General features: G+C 44.6%; 17 protein-coding genes. 10 read left to right on the top strand and 7 right to left on the bottom strand.

The features are described 5' to 3' along the window. Positions 1-251 precede the first annotated feature (251 nt). The 4 genes from CEG13_RS06770 to CEG13_RS06755 all read right to left on the bottom strand — a co-directional run bounded on the left by CEG13_RS06770 (position 252) and on the right by CEG13_RS06755 (position 3,074). Positions 252-824, bottom strand: coding sequence for an SCO family protein (locus tag CEG13_RS06770; RefSeq protein WP_100011114.1), 573 nt, complete (start codon positions 822-824; stop codon positions 252-254). Positions 825-951: 127 nt separating this feature from the next. Then, the gene (locus tag CEG13_RS06765; protein WP_100011199.1) at positions 952-1,803 is read right to left on the bottom strand and encodes a metallophosphoesterase; all 852 of its coding nucleotides are present in this window, start codon (positions 1,801-1,803) and stop codon (positions 952-954) included. Positions 1,804-1,888: 85 nt separating this feature from the next. Beyond that, positions 1,889-2,797 carry a cation diffusion facilitator family transporter gene (locus CEG13_RS06760; RefSeq protein ID WP_100011113.1) on the bottom strand — a complete coding sequence of 303 codons (909 nt, stop codon included), beginning with the start codon at positions 2,795-2,797 and terminating at the stop codon, positions 1,889-1,891. 10 nt (positions 2,798-2,807) lie between these two features. Then, complete coding sequence (locus CEG13_RS06755) at positions 2,808-3,074, bottom strand: ArsR/SmtB family transcription factor (RefSeq protein ID WP_100011112.1); 267 nt, start codon at positions 3,072-3,074, stop codon at positions 2,808-2,810. Between the two features lie 252 nt (positions 3,075-3,326). Between CEG13_RS06755 and cbpB the strand changes: the two genes are divergently transcribed. From cbpB to CEG13_RS06715, 8 genes are all read left to right on the top strand, one after another. Continuing rightward, positions 3,327-3,770, top strand: a complete 444-nt coding sequence (gene cbpB / locus CEG13_RS06750; RefSeq protein ID WP_100011111.1) for a cyclic-di-AMP-binding protein CbpB — start codon at positions 3,327-3,329, stop codon at positions 3,768-3,770. A 63-nt stretch (positions 3,771-3,833) separates the two neighbouring features. After that, complete coding sequence (gene dapD / locus CEG13_RS06745; RefSeq protein ID WP_100011110.1) at positions 3,834-4,553, top strand: 2,3,4,5-tetrahydropyridine-2,6-dicarboxylate N-acetyltransferase; 720 nt, start codon at positions 3,834-3,836, stop codon at positions 4,551-4,553. A 16-nt stretch (positions 4,554-4,569) separates the two neighbouring features. Beyond that, positions 4,570-5,691: an N-acetyldiaminopimelate deacetylase gene (locus tag CEG13_RS06740; RefSeq protein ID WP_100011109.1), complete on the top strand. Its 1,122-nt coding sequence runs from the start codon at positions 4,570-4,572 to the stop codon at positions 5,689-5,691. Positions 5,692-5,761: 70 nt separating this feature from the next. After that, positions 5,762-6,004 carry a YkuS family protein gene (locus tag CEG13_RS06735; RefSeq protein WP_100011108.1) on the top strand — a complete coding sequence of 81 codons (243 nt, stop codon included), beginning with the start codon at positions 5,762-5,764 and terminating at the stop codon, positions 6,002-6,004. Positions 6,005-6,111: 107 nt separating this feature from the next. Further along, positions 6,112-6,555, top strand: a complete 444-nt coding sequence (locus CEG13_RS06730) for a redoxin domain-containing protein (RefSeq protein WP_100011107.1) — start codon at positions 6,112-6,114, stop codon at positions 6,553-6,555. 189 nt (positions 6,556-6,744) lie between these two features. Further along, entirely contained in the window at positions 6,745-8,493 is a 1,749-nt protein-coding gene (locus tag CEG13_RS06725) for an ABC transporter ATP-binding protein (protein ID WP_100011106.1), read from the top strand. Between the two features lie 125 nt (positions 8,494-8,618). Further along, positions 8,619-10,349 carry an ABC transporter ATP-binding protein gene (locus CEG13_RS06720; RefSeq protein WP_100011198.1) on the top strand — a complete coding sequence of 577 codons (1,731 nt, stop codon included), beginning with the start codon at positions 8,619-8,621 and terminating at the stop codon, positions 10,347-10,349. A 600-nt stretch (positions 10,350-10,949) separates the two neighbouring features. Beyond that, positions 10,950-11,615: a potassium channel family protein gene (locus CEG13_RS06715; RefSeq protein ID WP_100011105.1), complete on the top strand. Its 666-nt coding sequence runs from the start codon at positions 10,950-10,952 to the stop codon at positions 11,613-11,615. Between the two features lie 115 nt (positions 11,616-11,730). Here CEG13_RS06715 and rnjA read toward each other — a convergent pair whose 3' ends face one another. The 3 genes from rnjA to def all read right to left on the bottom strand — a co-directional run bounded on the left by rnjA (position 11,731) and on the right by def (position 14,743). After that, entirely contained in the window at positions 11,731-13,398 is a 1,668-nt protein-coding gene (gene rnjA, locus CEG13_RS06710) for a ribonuclease J1 (RefSeq protein ID WP_100011104.1), read from the bottom strand. A gap of 3 nt (positions 13,399-13,401) precedes the next feature. Beyond that, the gene (locus tag CEG13_RS06705) at positions 13,402-13,611 is read right to left on the bottom strand and encodes a DNA-dependent RNA polymerase subunit epsilon (RefSeq protein ID WP_100011103.1); all 210 of its coding nucleotides are present in this window, start codon (positions 13,609-13,611) and stop codon (positions 13,402-13,404) included. A gap of 580 nt (positions 13,612-14,191) precedes the next feature. Next, a complete protein-coding gene (def, locus tag CEG13_RS06695; RefSeq protein WP_100011101.1) occupies positions 14,192-14,743 on the bottom strand; it encodes a peptide deformylase in 552 nt (183 codons plus the stop codon). Between the two features lie 149 nt (positions 14,744-14,892). Here def and CEG13_RS06690 point away from each other — a divergent pair, with 149 nt between their 5' ends. Both CEG13_RS06690 and pdhA read left to right on the top strand, forming a co-directional pair. After that, positions 14,893-15,597 carry a YkyA family protein gene (locus CEG13_RS06690; protein WP_100011100.1) on the top strand — a complete coding sequence of 235 codons (705 nt, stop codon included), beginning with the start codon at positions 14,893-14,895 and terminating at the stop codon, positions 15,595-15,597. Positions 15,598-15,994: 397 nt separating this feature from the next. After that, complete coding sequence (gene pdhA, locus CEG13_RS06685) at positions 15,995-17,077, top strand: pyruvate dehydrogenase (acetyl-transferring) E1 component subunit alpha (RefSeq protein WP_100011099.1); 1,083 nt, start codon at positions 15,995-15,997, stop codon at positions 17,075-17,077. Positions 17,078-17,079: the final 2 nt, after the last annotated feature.

Below are 17,079 nucleotides of genomic sequence, written 5' to 3'. Positions count from 1 at the left end.
GAGCCAACGTCGGCAAACCCCTATGAAGGGGCATGTTTCCTTTATCTCCTTCGAAGGAATGATCAGCTAAATTCGCCGCATTGCGCGGCAACGCTGATCCACCCGGCATGGCCAGGCGCAGTCCATACGTCGCTACGACGCACAGGACGTGGCGTTCTTAGCCTGTAAGGGCGCTTCCGCTTTTGTTACAAAAAGGAAAAAGAGCGGAATGTCATTTTTTCCGCTCCTTACCGCTAAAGTTAAACAATGGCTTATGAGGTAACCGTTTTGAGGTCTTCGAGAATCTGGTCCATGCTGTCCGAACTTACTCCGTCATAATTTTTAATTACTTCGCCCTCCGGATTGATAAGGAAAAATTTTGTCCCGTGAGTCAGCTGATCGTTGCCCGGCTGTGCTTCCACAATGAGGTTGCGGAAGGATTTTATTGAGAGCTCTTTGATTGTTTCAAAATCATACCCTGTCAGAAACGACCAGTTGCTAAAATCAGCATCATAGCTTTCACCATACCTTTTGAGCACTTCTGGGGTATCACGTTCCGGATCAATACTAAAAGATACCAGCTGGGCGTCAACACCTTCTTCCTTCATGGCTGTCTGCAGTTGTGCCATATTGGAAGTCATCGGCAGGCACACAGTCGTGCAATTGGTAAAGATAAAGTCTGCGACCCACCAATCGCCCTTCAAGTCTTCAAGTTCCACTGTCTCCTGATTCTGGTTGGTAAAAGAAAAATCCGACACCTGCTCCGACATATTCGTCTCTATATTACTCCCGCAGCCGGCAAGAAACACCACCAGTCCGAACAGGATCCATTTCAAGTATTTCATTTCCCGCGCTCTTCCTTTCTGAAAAAGTAAACCTAGCCACATTATACCATTCGAAAACAGGGGTGCATTGAACGATCTATGACAATTTTGACAAAATGCCCCTGCAAATCCAAGCCATTGTTTTCAGTTACGAACGTTTCAACGTATACACATGAATTTCCGGTCTGCATAAAAACCGGTAGGGCAGACGGGTTGTCCCGATCCCGCTGTTGACATGTACGGTAAAATTCCCGTCGTTCAGAACATATTTACCCTGTACATATTTTTCCGCATAGACAGGGGTATACAAATGGCCGATAAACGGGAAACGGACCTGACCACCATGACTGTGACCTGATAATTGCACATCAACAGGGTAATCTTTAGCGATATCGGCAAAATCCGGCTCATGTGCCAGAAGAATGGTGAACAAATCGGGATTGGCGTTTGCCAGTGTCTCTCTCAGGTCGGGCCGGCCCAGCATTAAATCATCAATCCCGGCAAGCACTATGCGCTCACGGTTCTTTTGAATTGTCGTGTGGCTGTTTCTCAGGAGGTTAAATCCGCCTTCTTCCATCACATCCAATAAAATGTCGGTTCCATAGCCTCCATGATCGTGGTTGCCGTAAATCCAATACTTCCCATCTTTCGCCTTAAGAGCGCTTAGGTGCTCGACAATATTCTGGTTCCAATTATAGATATGAGGCTCATCCACCAAATCTCCAGTGAATAAAAGCAAATCCGGTTCCAGTTCATTAATTTTCGCGATCAAGCCGCGGAATTGTTCCAATGTATAATGAAAACCGATGTGTGTATCGGAAAATTGCACGATTCGATAGTTTTGAAATGCCGCGGGTATCCTGCCTGACAGTATTTCCTGTTCATTAATGCTCAGCATAGCAGGTTCCATTTCCCTGGCATAATAATATGTTCCCCCGCTCAGCCCCACAAAGGCGAGCAGGCTTCCTAAAGCTTTCTTCAAAAAAGCGCGCCGGCTCATTGTAGTCAAGACGTTAACCCCTCTAACCTATGATAGAGAAATTATAGCATACATAAGCTGTTCTTAAACAGATTTGTATTTAGGCTTAATCACAAAAATCACAGTTGCCATGTGTGCCGCTGAATCCCTCTACTTGAATGGTGCAATGGGTGATTCCAAAAGAATTATTGATTTCCGCAGTGGCACGCTGAAGCAACTGATCCCGATCGATGCCATCCTCGACGACCAAATGACAGGTTAGGGCAGGAAACTCGGATGTAATCGACCAGACATGCAGGTCGTGCACTTCTTTTACCCCGTTTAATTTGCCAAGACTCTCTTTCATGCTGTCGATGCTGATATGTTCCGGTTTGCCTTCCATTAAAATGTGAACCGCGTCCCGGGTAATGCGAATACCGGAAATAATAATCAGCACAGAGACGAGTACACTGGCAATCGGATCTGCAATATTCCAATTGAACAAAAGAATGAGGATACCCGCAGCCAGAGCGCCAACAGATCCCAGTAAATCGCCGAAAACGTGCAAGAGGGCGCTCCGGATATTGAGGTTATCCTGGGAGCCGCCGCGCATCATCATCCAGGCCACTACCACATTGACAATTAAACCGGCGAGGGCGATCAGCATCATACTTGCACTTACTTCAGGAGGTGAGAAAAAACGCTGATATGCTTCATAAAAGATGTACAGCGAGATTAATATAAGGGTAATGCCATTCAGGAAAGCGGCAATAATTTCAAAGCGCCTGTAGCCATATGTTTTGCTGCGGCTCGCATTTCTCTCCCCATACTTAAAGGCAACGAGGCTTAACCCAAGCGCGGCCGCATCACTTAGCATATGGCCTGCATCAGAGATGAGAGCAAGACTGTTTGTAAGGAAGCCGCCGATCGCTTCAATAATCATGAACAGGAAAATTAACAGAAAGCTAAAAAATAGCACCCTCACATTGTTTGTATTGTGGTGGGTGTGTCCGTGGCCGTGGTGACTGTGTCCCATTGTAACCCTCCTAACTGGTATGCTGTATGTGCTTGATGGTTTGTTCCAGAAGTGTACGCACATGGTCGTCATCCGGTGAATAATAATACCTGGTTTTTTCTCTTCTGCTTTTAACAAGGCGCAGCTGCTTTAAATATTTCAGCTGATGGGAGATGGTCGATTGATTCATCTCTAATTGTTCCGCAATGGCAGTGACCGCACACTCCTGATGAAAAAGCAGATGGAGAATTTTTATCCTGGTCGGATCTGACAGTGCCTTATAAACTTGGGCAATCATTTCTGCGCTACCTTCATCAATCGGCTGATAAGCTATTGTTTTCACTTCCTGACTTTATATGATCATATGCTCATATTATAATGGATTTTTTCTTTTCCTGCAAATACATCCTAATACCTGTGATGGAAATTAATCTATGGTAAAATGAGAACAGCAGAGGCTGAGATATAATATCGGTCGATCCCGAACCAACCTTCCTTCAGAAAAATAAAATGAATCAAAGGCAGAGAACTTACAAAGGGGCGTTCATTAATGGGGATAACAGAAAATAAGCAGTTGACAGATATAAAAATTGGGGACATTATGATCCCTTCAGAAAAAGTTGCTCATGTGCAGATCAATAATCCGCTGGAGCATGCGCTGCTGGTATTAATTAAATCAGGTTATGCAGCGGTTCCTGTTTTGGATAATTCCTACAGGCTTGTGGGGACGATTGGCAAGACGGTGATTTTAAATCAGATATTGGGACTGGAGCACATTGAATTTGAAAAACTGAGCGGAATACGTGTGCATGAAGTAATGAAGGAGGACATTCCCTGCCTCTTGAGAGAAGATAATTTTCTCAAAGGGCTGAACACAGTGATCAACCATCCATTTGTTTGTGTTGCCGATGAAGATGGTTATTTTGACGGAATTCTGACCAGAAGAGCTATTTTAAAGGAATTAAAGCGGGATATTTATACATCGGAGAAATAATTGCAGAAGAAATTTTAGTCTGGTAAAGTATATGACAGTTAAAATTGTAGGAGGAAATGCAGCATGAATATGATGGATGCAAATGAAATTATCAGCTTTATCTCAAATAGCAAAAAAAGCACTCCAGTAAAGGTATATGTAAAAGGGGACAATCTGGATTCTCTACCCGCAAATGACAGTATCCAGGCTTTTTTGGAAACAAAAAGCGGTGTGCTTTTTGGTGAGTGGAAAGACGTGCAATCTTTTCTGGAGGAAAACAATGGTCAAATTACTGATTATGTAGTGGAAAATGACCGCAGAAACTCGGCTATTCCGCTGCTTGACCTAAAAGGAATCAATGCCCGCATCGAACCGGGTGCAGTGATCCGTGATCAGGTGGAAATCGGCGACGGCTGTGTGATCATGATGGGTGCGATGATTAATATTGGTTCCGTTGTCGGTGAAGGCACGATGATTGATATGAACGCGGTCCTTGGTGGCCGGGCAACTGTAGGAAAAAATTGCCATATTGGAGCAGGCACGGTGCTTGCAGGAGTAATTGAACCGCCATCTGCCAAACCAGTCGTAGTCGAGGATGATGTCGTAATCGGTGCCAATGTTGTCGTGCTCGAAGGTGTGACGGTCGGCAAAGGCGCGGTCGTTGCAGCAGGCGCGATTGTTACAAAAGATGTCGAGCCGAATACCCTGGTGGGCGGCACCCCTGCGAAAGTGCTGAAAGAATTGGATGAAAACACGAAATCCAAAACTGAAATTAAGCAGGAACTTCGTAAACTGGACAACTAAGCAGGAGGAGCAGCACATGGAGTTTTCTGCATTAAAAGAAATAAGAAGAGAGCTGCATCAAATCCCGGAGCTTGGGTTTAAGGAAGTAAAAACTCAAAGGTTTCTGCTGGAAACAATCAAAAAGATGCAGATAAACCGGGTGGAAGTGACGACTTGGAAAACAGGAATACTTGTGCGGGTTGCGGGAACATCTCCGGAAAAGACAATCGGTTTCCGCTGTGATATCGATGGACTGCCCATACACGAGCAGACGGATTATTCCTTTTCCTCCAGGCATGAAGGAAGAATGCATGCATGCGGTCACGACTTTCATATGACGATTGCGCTCGGTGCACTTGATTCTGTTATTTCCCAACCGATGAAAGACAATGCTCTTTTTATCTTCCAGCCAGCGGAGGAGGGACCAGGCGGGGCGTTGCCTATGCTTGAATCAGCAGAATTTCAAGCGTGGAAACCGGATGAGATTTTTGCATTACATATTGCTCCAGATCTCCCGGCAGGTACGGTTGCAACGAAGCCAGGCACCTTATTCGCCAATACAAGTGAATTGTTTCTCGATTTCACAGGTAAGGGCGGGCATGCCGCATATCCTCATTTAACAAAAGATATGACGGTTGCAGCAAGCAGCTTTACAGTGCATTTGCAGCAGGTGATCTCCCGTTTTGTCGATCCGCTCGAGAAAGCGGTGGTGACCATCGGAAAAATGGAAAGCGGCTTTGTACAAAATGCGATTGCAGAAACCGCCAGACTGGAAGGAACGATCCGAACCTTTCAGCCGGAAACGATTGATCTGGTAAAAAAGGGGATTGAGCAGATTGCCCGTGGATTTGAGATCAGTCACGACTGCAAGATTGCCATTGATTACGGAGCCAATTATTACCAGGTGTTCAATCACAAAGGTTATGTGGAAAAGTTTGCCGAAGCTGCGCGTGAAGCAGGACTCATTTTTCAGGAGTCGACAGCGGCCATGACTGGTGAGGATTTTGGTTATATGCTGAAAGAAATTCCCGGCTTTATGTTTTGGCTGGGCGTGGAGGCAGAAACCGGACTCCATTCCGCACAGCTCCAGCCGAAAGAAGAAGCCCTTGAGGCTGGTGTTCGCGCTGTTGATGCCATGCTTCGTCATTTGTCCTGGTAAAAGAGGTATAACTTTTCTATCCCAACAAAAACTATATATGTAATTTGTCATATATAGGAGGTCAGGTGAGATGGCACGAATCGGTGTAGAACAGTCACTGTCAGATGTCAAAACAGCATTGATGGAAATGGGGCATGAGGTGGTGGATCTTCGCTCGGCAGAAGATGCCGCACATTGCGACTGCTGTGTGATAACAGGCCAGGACAAAGATGTAATGGGGATGGCTGATACCACGATTGCCGGCCCGGTGATCAACGCCCAAGGAACCAATGCTGAAGCTGTTTGCCAAATGGTCGATCAAAAATTATCTTAAGCAAGAAAGGCTTTCGTTTTGAAGGCCTTTTTTTGTGTGCTTGAAACCCTTCCTTAGTACCTTGAATAGAATGAAGCGATGATTGATTCAAAGGGAGGAAGAGAAAAATGAGAATTAAAACACCACTGCCGGAATTGGGGCATACAACCAAATGGCTGAACAGCCGTCCCTTAAGTACTAAAGACCTTTTAAACAATAAACCGGTCCTTGTACATTTCTGGTCGATAAGCTGCGATTTATGTGAAAGGGCCATTCGGCAGATAAATCAGTTACGGGATGACTATGGAGACGCGATAACTATCCTCTCTGTGCATATGCCCCGTTCGGAAAAAGACAAGGATACAGGTCAAATAAAAAAGAAAGCAAGGGATCATGGAATAACGCAGCCGATTGCCGTGGACAACGATGAAGAAATGACCAAAGCATTCCGCAACAGGTATGTTCCGGCCTATTACTTATTTGATGCAAGCGGGAGACTGCGCCACTACCATTCCGGCAGCGGGGGAGTGAATATGCTGGAAAAACGGATAAAACGACTTTTGGTTAATTGAACGGATATGAAGAAAATTCCTTGCTGTCACAAGCAGGGGATTTTTTGTTCGTAAAGAGAGAGTAATTTTGGCCTTGTCATTGCAAAAATAATATTTTTATAAAAATTAAGCAAAATAGGTGGAAATTTATTTCGAAACCCGTTATATTAATAGGTACGGGAAAAAACTTCATCTTGAGGAGGGAACTGCATGGAAACATTTAAAAGGCTAAAAGAATTTTACTGGCCCTATAAAAAATTAATGCTTTGGTCGCTATTCTTTCTGCTTTTTGTCACGGGTATCACCGTGGTTTATCCGATTGTCTTACAGCAAACGATTGACAATGTCGTGCTGGAAAACCAATACGAGCTGATACCTTATATTGCCGTCGCATTTTTTCTGCTAATGGCTATAAAAGGAGTTGCCACGTATTACCATCAGTATTTGGGTGACCTGTTTGGCATCACGGCAGTCTACAAACTGCGCGACTCCCTGTATGAAAAGCTGCAGGCCTTATCATTCAGGTATTTTGACAATGCAAGAACAGGGGATATCATGTCCCGGCTAACACAGGATGTAGAAGGTTTTCGCTTCTTTCTTGCTGTTGGCTTTGCGGAATTACTGCGTGTCTTTTTACTGATCACGTTCAGTCTCGCAGTTATGTTGTTCTATTCTGTTCCGCTGGCACTGGTTACCATGGCAGCGATGCCGTTTTTGGCTGTAGTTGTGTTTAAATTCGACAAGCGTGTGCATCCGGCATTCCAGACGATCCGCAAATCGCTTGGCAGACTAAATACACGGGTGCAGGAAAACATCAGCGGTATGAATACGGTCAAATCACTATCCAGAGAAGGCTTTGAAATTGGCCGGTTTTCTGACAGCAATGATACGTATCGCCAGAATTACTTGTTCACTTCAAAAATCTGGGCAAGATATTTTCCTTTAATGGAATTTATCGGGAATATTTGTGTGGTAGCACTGCTTGCATTTGGCGGATATCTCGTTGTTAATGGTTCGCTCGGGTTAGGTGAGCTTACTGCATTTTTTAGTCTTGTGTGGTATATTCTTGGTCCGTTGATGAATCTAGGATTTATTATTAACCAATTTTCCCAGGCAAAGGCATCCGGAGAACGGCTGCTGGAAATTCTCGATGCAGAGGAAGACATTGTAGAGAAAGAACAAGCAAAGGGAAAAGATATCAAAGGCCATGTATCCTTCCGTGACGTCACACTGACCTATGTGGCAGACGATGATGCGGCATTAAAGGATATCAGTTTTGACGCCCCACCTGGCAAAGTTATCGGCTTAATCGGCTCCACCGGTTCCGGGAAAACAAGCATTACCCAGCTGATTACCCGCTTTTATGAACCGGAAAAGGGAGAAGTACTGGTCGATGGAAAACCGGTCTCTGATTACCCGATCAAAAACTTAAGGCAGCAAATCGGTTTTGTCCTGCAAGAGCCGTTTTTGTTCTCCACTTCGATTCGGGAAAATATCCGCTACGGAAATCCGGATATGCCGGAAGAACAGGTGATTGATGCAGCAAAAAGGGCCCAGGCGCATGAATTTATTATGGAAATGCCTGAAGGATATGACACCATGCTTGGAGAAAGAGGAATGGGGCTTTCCGGCGGGCAGAAGCAGCGGATCGCCATTGCCCGGGCAATTTGCATTAATCCAAGTATTCTGGTGCTCGATGATGCCACGTCTGCAGTCGATATGCAGACTGAGTTTAAAATTCAGCAGGCATTGAAAGAGGTCATGAAGGGGAGGACCTCATTTATTATCGCCCACCGGATTTCTTCTTTGAAGCATGCTGATGAGATATTGGTACTGGAAGAAGGAGAAGCAGTCGAGCGCGGTACACATGAAGAGCTGCTTCAGCAAGATGGTATCTATAGACGAATCTATGATATCCAGTACCAGGACCGTGAAGCAATTATGGAACAGGCAAATTAAAAATTCGATAAAAAGGAGGGACTCTCTTGGCACAGGCAACAAAGCTACAAAAAAGCAGTCGCCAACTCAACCGGTTTCATTATTCCGTGGACCGGGCGATTGAGAGGCCGTTTAACTGGAAGCAAATGGTGCGGCTGTTGGAGTATTTAAAGCCATATTCAAAAACATACCTGCCAGGCGCGTTTATTGCCATGCTTGTATCAACCGCCGTTCGCTTGGCCGTGCCGATCCTGATCGGTAAGGTAGCGATTGAGGTAGCAATTACTAACCAAGACATTACACTCTTGACATACCTTGTTTTCGGCATCGGTGTTTTATATTTACTAAGTTATATAGGAAATGTGTATCGGATTAAATGGGTGAACATACTGGGGCAGAATGTTATTTACGATTTGCGCCAGCATCTTTTTACCCATGTGCAGCATCTCTCCCACCGGTTTTTTGACAAACGTTCGGCAGGGTCGATTTTAGTCCGGATTATGAATGACATTAACTCGCTGCAGGAACTGTTCACAAATGGAATTATTAATTTGCTGATGGACGCCGTCATGCTTATCGGGATTCTCGTTATTTTATTTGTGCTTAGTCCGGAACTGGCTGCAGCGATTATGATTATTTTGCCAATCATGTTCTTTTTATCAACCAAACTGCGCCGCAATATCCGCCGGTCCTGGCAGGAAGTGCGCATTCAGCAGTCACGGATGAATTCTCATCTGAATGAAGGACTTCAGGGCATGAGGATTACCCAATCATTTTCTCAGGAAAAGGAGAATGCCGAATTCTTTAATGGATTGAATCAGGGATATTTCGAGAGTATTCGCACGGCCTCAAAGAAAAGTGCGATGTTCCGTCCTCTCGTGGAAATGTGCAATGCATTTGGTACGATTATCCTGGTTGCTTACGGTGCGTATCTGATTTTAAACGGCAACATGGAAATTGGTACATTCGTAACCTTTGCCTTGATTATCGGGATGTTCTGGGAACCTATCTCCCGGCTTGGGCAAATGTACAACCAATTGTTGATGGCGATGGCTTCGTCTGAACGTATTTTTGAATACCTGGATGAACAGCCAAATGTAAAAGAGCAGGAAAAGGCGTATAAATTAACCGATATGAAAGGGAACATCACCTTTGATAAGGTAGAGTTTTCCTACAATCAAGACCGCATTGCCCTGCATGAAATTTCGCTGGAGATGAAACAAGGGCAGACGGTTGCCCTGGTTGGCCATACAGGAAGCGGCAAGTCGACCATTGCCAACCTGATCAGCCGTTTTTATGACCCGACAAAAGGCACCGTGCGGATTGATGGACATGATTTGCGCGAGGTTCAATTGGCGAGTCTAAGGGAACAAATCAGTGTCGTGCTGCAGGATACGTTTATTTTTTCCGGCACGATCATGGAAAATATCCGGTTTGGTCGCCCGGACGCAAGTGATGAAGAGGTCATGGAAGCGGCAAAAGTTGTCGGTGCTGATGACTTTATCCAGCGGCTGGCTGACGGCTACTTAACAGAAGTGGAAGAGCGCGGCAATATTCTCTCTGCTGGGGAGCGGCAATTGCTTTCCTTTGCCAGGGCATTACTCGCTGATCCGCGCATTCTGATTCTTGATGAGGCGACAGCAAGCATTGATACGGAAACAGAAGTCAAGATTCAGGAGGCTCTTGGCAGGCTGTTGAAAGGAAGGACTGCGATTATTATTGCCCACCGCCTGTCAACCATCAGGGAAGCGGATAAGATTTTTGTCCTGGAACAAGGCAAAATTCTGGAAAGCGGAAGCCATGATGAATTGATGGCAAAGCATGGAGAATACTATGGTCTGGTAAAATCGCAATTTCAGATGCTGGATGCTATTTAAAAGTGGCTCTTTTCGTAAGTATTGATGTCTTAGGTGATGGAAACTGCGACATAGCCTGGCGCTCCGGAAATGCATGTGGTTTTTAATAGAGTTGATAGAGAATTCGACTTGTGAGCTTGTTGATTTTCGCTGCAGGCAGCCGCTTTCCGCGGGCACGGCTTCAGGCTCCTCTGAAGAAGTGCACTTCCTGCTCAGGTCTAGACTCGTGCTTTCCCGCAGGAGTCGGCTGTCCTCCGCTCCAATCAACATCCAAAAGTGGTAAGTGAGGTTTGATTTAAATAGCAGTAAAGTAATGACCACAACACTCAGCGGAGGAAATACTCCGAGACTCCTGCGGGATGAAAAGCATAGGCGAGACCCCGCAGCGCGACAGCGCGAGGAGGCTCGGCAGCTTCCCGCGGAAAGCGAGGGGTATTTCTGCAGCGGCGATTATAAAACCTACTGATTTACGTCGCGGTCTAAAGATATTATGATAAAAAAACTTTCGATTAGAAAAAGTCTTAAAAATAAAGAGAGCAAACTTCCTTTATGGGAGTTGCTCTCTTTTCCATTCTTGCTGTATGATAACCATAAGACATGTAGAGCAATGGAGGAAGCGAGATGAAACAGGAATTTGCGGTGATCGGTCTGGGCCGGTTTGGCGGAAGCATTTGCAGAGAACTCAGCATGGAGGGGATGCAGGTGTTGGCCATTGACAACGATGAAGAAAAGGTCAATGAGTTTAAAAATATTGCCTCCCATGCAGTGATTGCCGATTCAACTGATGAAACAGCATTAAAGGAAATCGGCATTAAAAATATCGACCATGTTATCGTGGCAATTGGGGAAAACATTCAGGCTAGCATCTTGACTGCGGTAATTTTAACAGATTTAGATATTAAGCGGATTACAGTCAAAGCGCAAAACGACTATCATCAAAAAATATTGAACAAGATCGGGATTGATGAAGTGGTGCATCCGGAACGAGATATGGGTAGAAGGATTGCCCACCATATCATTTCCAATAATATTCTGGATTACCTGGAATTATCGGATGAGCACAGCATAGTAGAAGTGAAGGCAGGAAGAAAAATGGCCGGTCGGACACTGATTGATCTAAATATTCGTGCCAATTACGGCTGCAATGTTGTGGCCATTCGGCGGGGAGACCAGATGAACGTATCTCCTAATGCATATGACACCTTAAACGAAAACGATGTTCTGATCGTGATCGGAGCAGATAAGGACATCAACCGGTTTGAAAAGCACTTAGTTATAGATGATTAGCCCACGTAAAAAAGCTGCAGAGAATAATTTCTCTGCAGCTTTTTCGGCCTCTATACTTCCATAATAATTGGAAGTACCATTGGCATAAACGCGCACAAGATGCAATTGATTCTCTCTATACTTCCATAATAATTGGAAGTACCATTGGCCGGCGTTTGGTTTTTTCGTAAAGGAACGGTGCGATGGTGTCGGTAATTTCATTTTTAATTTCCGACCATTGCGACGTTCTTCTTTCCATCACTTTATTCAAATGTTTGGATACGAGCTTTTGGGCTTCATTTATCAGGTCTTCGGATTCCCGCATGTAGACAAACCCGCGAGAAATAATATCAGGGCCTGACGCAATTCTGAATTCCTTCATGTTGATGCTGACCACTACGATAACAAGTCCCTCTTCTGAGAGAATGCGGCGATCCCGCAGTACAATATTCCCAATATCGCCAATTCCGCTGCCATCTACATAGATGGATCCGGATGGAATTTTTCCGGCGATTCCGGCATTGTCTTTGCCAAGTGCCAGAACGTCCCCATTGTCCATGACGAAGGAGTTAGCCGGATCTACACCACATGCTTCCGCAAGTTTCACATGTTCTTTCAGCATGCGGTATTCCCCGTGTATCGGCATAAAATACTTCGGCTGGATCAAACGGAGCATCAGCTTCTGTTCATCCTGGCTTCCATGCCCGGATGTGTGAATATTGCTCAGTTTGCCGTGAATGACATCCGCTCCGGCACGGTACAGCTTATTAATGGTTCGGCTGACACTGATCGTATTTCCAGGGATTGGAGATGAAGAAAATACAACCGTGTCACCAGGGATGATTTGGATTTGCCGGTGTGTTCCATTGGCAATTCTGGACAGAGCCGCCATCTGTTCCCCTTGAGAGCCTGTACATAAAATCGTGACTTCATCGGCAGGGAGACGATTTAGTTGATTCGCATCAATAAATGTATCCTTTGGTGCCTGAATGTAGCCAAGCTCCTGTCCAAGGTTGATGGCGTTTTCCATGCTGCGGCCAAACACAGCAATTTTCCTGCCGTGTTTCACAGCAGCTGCTACGACTTGCTGGAGTCGGTAAATATTGGAAGCAAACGTAGCAAAAATCACTCGGCCATTCACCCTGCTGAAAATGTCATTGATGCTTTCGCCAACGACCTTTTCGGACATGGTAAATCCGGGAACCTCACTATTTGTGCTGTCAGATAGCAGGGCAAGCACGCCTTCTTTGCCCACTTCCGCCATTTTGGCCAGATTTGCTGCTTCGCCAACCGGAGTGAAATCGAATTTAAAATCACCGGTATGGACAATATTGCCTGGAGGAGTTTTTACCACGATTCCATATGAATCCGGAATACTATGGGTCGTACGGAAAAAGCTTACGGAAGTTTTACGGAATTTAATAACATCATCTTCATGAATCGGGTGTAATTTTGCCTTACGCAGTAATCCATGTTCTTCTAATTTGTTTCTGATTAATCCAAGAGCGAGCTTGCCGGCATATATTGGCACATTCAATTCACGAAGGAGATATGGCACTCCTCCGATATGGTCTTCGTGTCCATGTGTGATGAACAACCCTTTAATTTTGTCCTGATTCTGGATGAGGTACGTATAGTCAGGGATGACATAATCGATTCCCAACAGTTCATCTTCTGGGAATTTAATCCCTGCATCCACAAGGATAATTTCATCCTGGAACTGAATTCCATACGTATTTTTGCCGATTTCACCCAGACCGCCCAGAGCGAAGACGGCTGTCTGATCATTTTTCACAAATTTCATCGACTAAACGCTCTCCGTCTGGAAATCTTCGGATTGTTTCTCATACGCCAGATGTGCCTCATCTAATGCATGGATGTACTCAATATTATAATTTTGGCTGCTCAATTTTGTTCGTACTTCACGCTCGGATTCTGCTTCAATATACATACTGTTCGTGCGTTCACGAACAGGGACTTCATCAGGGAGTTCCTGATATAAAACTTTATAAATCATTCCATCTCTCCTTCTTTTTTCTTAATCATTTATGCTCGTGTAAATAAGCTATCCTTAAAACGAGATAACTTATGATCGATTCGTTTTAGATGATGTTTTTTTAAGTTTCCTATTACTTATCCGCATCAATCGTTCCGTAACTTGTCCGTAAAAGACGGAACGTACAGGATATAACTGATCCTTATTAGTAGTCTTTTCCGTATGTTGTCGGTACTCGTCCCCGGCCTAAAAAGTCCTTCCATCGCTTCCTCAGCTTTTCTTTTAGGCGTTTCAGCATGAGGACACACAACTCCTTTCGGCAATATAAGAAAAGCAACAAAAACGTTTTACCGATCCAATCCCTCTTAGTTACAGTATAGTACGTCTTCGCCCAGATTGAAACAAAAATACATCATTTCACTTAAAAAAATATTGATCGTCCGCTGTGTCGCTTCCTGTAGTATCGTTATTTTCCACAAAAAAAATGAACTTATGCATGGTGTGAAAAGGCGAAGTACAGGTTGAGAATACCTGGCTCGCCACCAGGCGTGCAGCATCAGGGATAAAAAACAACAGCCTTTTTTGGCTGTTGTTTTTGTCCTTACTCCACCGGTCTGGCATTATCGGGCACCTGGTAAGGATTCTGTTTATTGATATGGTCATAAAACATAATGCCGTTCACATGATCGATTTCGTGCTGCACAACGACCGCCGGGTAGCCCTTCAGCCGGATTTTTACCGGATTTCCTTCCATATCCGTTGCTCTCACGGTGACGCGCGCATGTCTTGGCACTAGGCCATCCACATTCCGGTCGACAGAGAGGCAGCCCTCTCCGGATGGTAAATATGACTGTTCCATCGAGTGGCTGATTATTTTCGGATTGGCGAGTCCGTAGCTATATAATTTCCCGTCTCCATCTTCAAAATGGATGGCAATCAGCCGTTTATTGATTCCGAGCTGCGGAGCCGCAAGCCCAACACCTGCCCGCAAATTATAAATTTCTGCAATTTCCTCATCCTGGCTGTTTTTCAAGAAGGTTAGCATTTCCTCAAGCAGTTCTTTATTTTCATCCGCAAGCGGAAGATCCACTTCGTCGGCAACAGTCGTCAACGAGGGATGTCCTTCCCGCACAATATCTTTCATTGTTATCATTTTAGTCACCCCTTTACTCCATCCATAGTTTATCATAATAGAACCTCTTATATCATACATATGCTTTATGAAAAAGGTTAATTATTTCCCTTTGTTTTATGTTATACTACAATCATGAAAGAAAGATTTACATATTAGGGGGTTATTTAATGCCATTGAGAAAAGGGCTGCTCCTGCTTGGCGTGTGTCTGATTGCTGTCCTTGCCGCCTGCAGTGGAGAGTCGGCGGAGGAGCAAATACATAATCATCTGGAAGAAGCAGTGGCACTTGAAGAAGACTTTGAGAATCAGCAAAGTGCCATCACGGAACTGGAGCAGCAGGAACAGGAAATTTACAGCCAGATTACCGATTTGGGGATGGACGAGCTTGACGAGATTCAACAGCTGTCCCAGCAGGCGATTGATGTAATCAACGAGCGTGCGGAAAAAATTGAAGTGGAAAAGGAGAGCATTACTGCTTCCGAGGAAGAATTTAATAAAATAAGCGACTTGATTCCGGAGCTGGAAAATGAAGATGTCCGGGCTAAAGCAGAAGAAATGCAGGAAGTCATGGCCAACCGCTACAATGCCTATGACACACTTTATGAGGCATACACAGAGTCGATGGAATTGGAGAAAGAATTATACACGATGCTCCAACAGGAAGAACTCGAGCAGGCGGCTGTAACAGAACAAATCAATCAAATCAATGAGAGCTATCAAGCTGTGCTGGATGCCAACGAACAGTTCAATAACCTGACAGTAGAATACAATGCACTGAAGCAGGAATTCTATGAGCTTGCCGAACTTAATGTGGAATATGAAGAAAATACCGAAAGTGAAGCCGGCGAATCGGAAGACTCGGAAAGTGAATAAAACCTAAGGGGCTGTTTCCTTAAGAAGCAGTCTTTTTTTTATGGCTAAATACCGCATGCAGCCCAGCCGGAGTTATACATACAAAGTAACACAGATGTATTTTGCTATTATAACAGTTAGCCTCTTGCTGTGAAACAACACGTTTCCATTCCGATAAATATTAATCAAAGTAATTGACTGATGCCCTCCGGATGCGCTACTATGAATCTAGAATAAAAATTGTATCAGTGTTTCACCTTTTAAATATGTAACAGTTTTTCTGCTGCTCAGGTATGTGATTATGGGCTGGAGAAAAAGGGTATATATTTGAAGGGCAGATACAGATTTTTTTCTGAGTTGGGAATGCTAATAAAGACAATACTAAATCGTATACAAGGAAAGGAAGAGGTGAACGATTTTGAAACACGTACTAGAAAGTGTGGAAAGTCAGTTCGAGATGTTCCAGATTCTTAATGAAGAAGGAAAGATTGTCAACGAAGATGATATGCCTGATTTGTCGGATGAGGAATTAAAAGAACTCATGCGCCGAATGGTATATACCCGTGTGCTGGACCAGCGTTCAATTGCATTGAACCGTCAAGGGCGTCTTGGTTTCTATGCACCAACTGCAGGACAGGAAGCTTCTCAGCTGGGCAGTCAATTTGCGCTGGAGAAAGAGGACTTTCTTCTGCCTGCTTACCGTGATGTGCCGCAGCTGATTTGGCAGGGACTCCCGCTGTACCAGGCATTTCTCTTCTCCAAAGGACATTTTCACGGAAATCAATTTCCAGAAGGGATGGATGCACTGAGTCCGCAAATCATTATCGGGGCGCAGTACGTGCAAACTGCCGGAGTAGCATTGGGAATTAAAAAACGCGGAAAGAAAGCCGTTGCGGTCACCTACACAGGGGATGGCGGTACCTCACAGGGTGATTTTTATGAAGGAATCAACTTTGCCGGCGCATATAATGCACCTGCGATTTTCTTTGTACAAAACAACTACTTTGCAATCTCTGTACCTGTAGAAAAACAATCGGCCGCCAAAACACTGGCGCAAAAATCAGTGGCTGCCGGTATTGAAGGTATACAAGTTGACGGTATGGATGTCCTGGCAGTTTACGCAGTGACGAAAAACGCCCGTGAACGTGCCATCAATGGAGATGGACCAATGCTGATCGAAACACTGACTTATCGTTATGGCCCGCATACGATGTCCGGTGATGATCCGACACGCTACCGCACAGATGATCTGAATGACGAATGGGAGAAAAAAGATCCGCTTGTGCGTTTCCGTACCTTCCTCGAAAGTAAAGATCTATGGTCGGAAGAGGAAGAAAACAAAGTTATTGAAGAAGCAAAAGAAGATATTAAAAAAGCGATAAAAGAGGCGGACAAGTATCCGAAGCAAACGGTAACGGATCTAATAAACAACATGTATGACGAACTTCCGCCAAATCTTCAAGAGCAATTGGAACAATTTAAAGAAAAGGAGTCGAAGTAAAT

The sequence above is a fragment of the Lentibacillus sediminis genome, from assembly GCF_002763455.1.
GTDB lineage: Bacteria > Bacillota > Bacilli > Bacillales > Amphibacillaceae > Lentibacillus_D > Lentibacillus_D sediminis_A.
This window is presented reverse-complemented; position numbering and strand designations above follow the sequence as displayed.

What these genes read in the sequence shown, in the direction of transcription:
- CEG13_RS06770 (WP_100011114.1), bottom strand. Translation starts at nt 824, where the DNA reads ATGAAATACTTGAAATGGATCCTGTTCGGACTGGTGGTGTTTCTTGCC.
- CEG13_RS06765 (WP_100011199.1), bottom strand. Translation starts at nt 1,803, where the DNA reads ATGAGCCGGCGCGCTTTTTTGAAGAAAGCTTTAGGAAGCCTGCTCGCC.
- CEG13_RS06760 (WP_100011113.1), bottom strand. Translation starts at nt 2,797, where the DNA reads ATGGGACACAGTCACCACGGCCACGGACACACCCACCACAATACAAAC.
- CEG13_RS06755 (WP_100011112.1), bottom strand. Translation starts at nt 3,074, where the DNA reads ATGATTGCCCAAGTTTATAAGGCACTGTCAGATCCGACCAGGATAAAA.
- cbpB (WP_100011111.1), top strand. Translation starts at nt 3,327, where the DNA reads ATGGGGATAACAGAAAATAAGCAGTTGACAGATATAAAAATTGGGGAC.
- dapD (WP_100011110.1), top strand. Translation starts at nt 3,834, where the DNA reads ATGAATATGATGGATGCAAATGAAATTATCAGCTTTATCTCAAATAGC.
- CEG13_RS06740 (WP_100011109.1), top strand. Translation starts at nt 4,570, where the DNA reads ATGGAGTTTTCTGCATTAAAAGAAATAAGAAGAGAGCTGCATCAAATC.
- CEG13_RS06735 (WP_100011108.1), top strand. Translation starts at nt 5,762, where the DNA reads ATGGCACGAATCGGTGTAGAACAGTCACTGTCAGATGTCAAAACAGCA.
- CEG13_RS06730 (WP_100011107.1), top strand. Translation starts at nt 6,112, where the DNA reads ATGAGAATTAAAACACCACTGCCGGAATTGGGGCATACAACCAAATGG.
- CEG13_RS06725 (WP_100011106.1), top strand. Translation starts at nt 6,745, where the DNA reads ATGGAAACATTTAAAAGGCTAAAAGAATTTTACTGGCCCTATAAAAAA.
- CEG13_RS06720 (WP_100011198.1), top strand. Translation starts at nt 8,619, where the DNA reads ATGGTGCGGCTGTTGGAGTATTTAAAGCCATATTCAAAAACATACCTG.
- CEG13_RS06715 (WP_100011105.1), top strand. Translation starts at nt 10,950, where the DNA reads ATGAAACAGGAATTTGCGGTGATCGGTCTGGGCCGGTTTGGCGGAAGC.
- rnjA (WP_100011104.1), bottom strand. Translation starts at nt 13,398, where the DNA reads ATGAAATTTGTGAAAAATGATCAGACAGCCGTCTTCGCTCTGGGCGGT.
- CEG13_RS06705 (WP_100011103.1), bottom strand. Translation starts at nt 13,611, where the DNA reads ATGATTTATAAAGTTTTATATCAGGAACTCCCTGATGAAGTCCCTGTT.
- def (WP_100011101.1), bottom strand. Translation starts at nt 14,743, where the DNA reads ATGATAACAATGAAAGATATTGTGCGGGAAGGACATCCCTCGTTGACG.
- CEG13_RS06690 (WP_100011100.1), top strand. Translation starts at nt 14,893, where the DNA reads ATGCCATTGAGAAAAGGGCTGCTCCTGCTTGGCGTGTGTCTGATTGCT.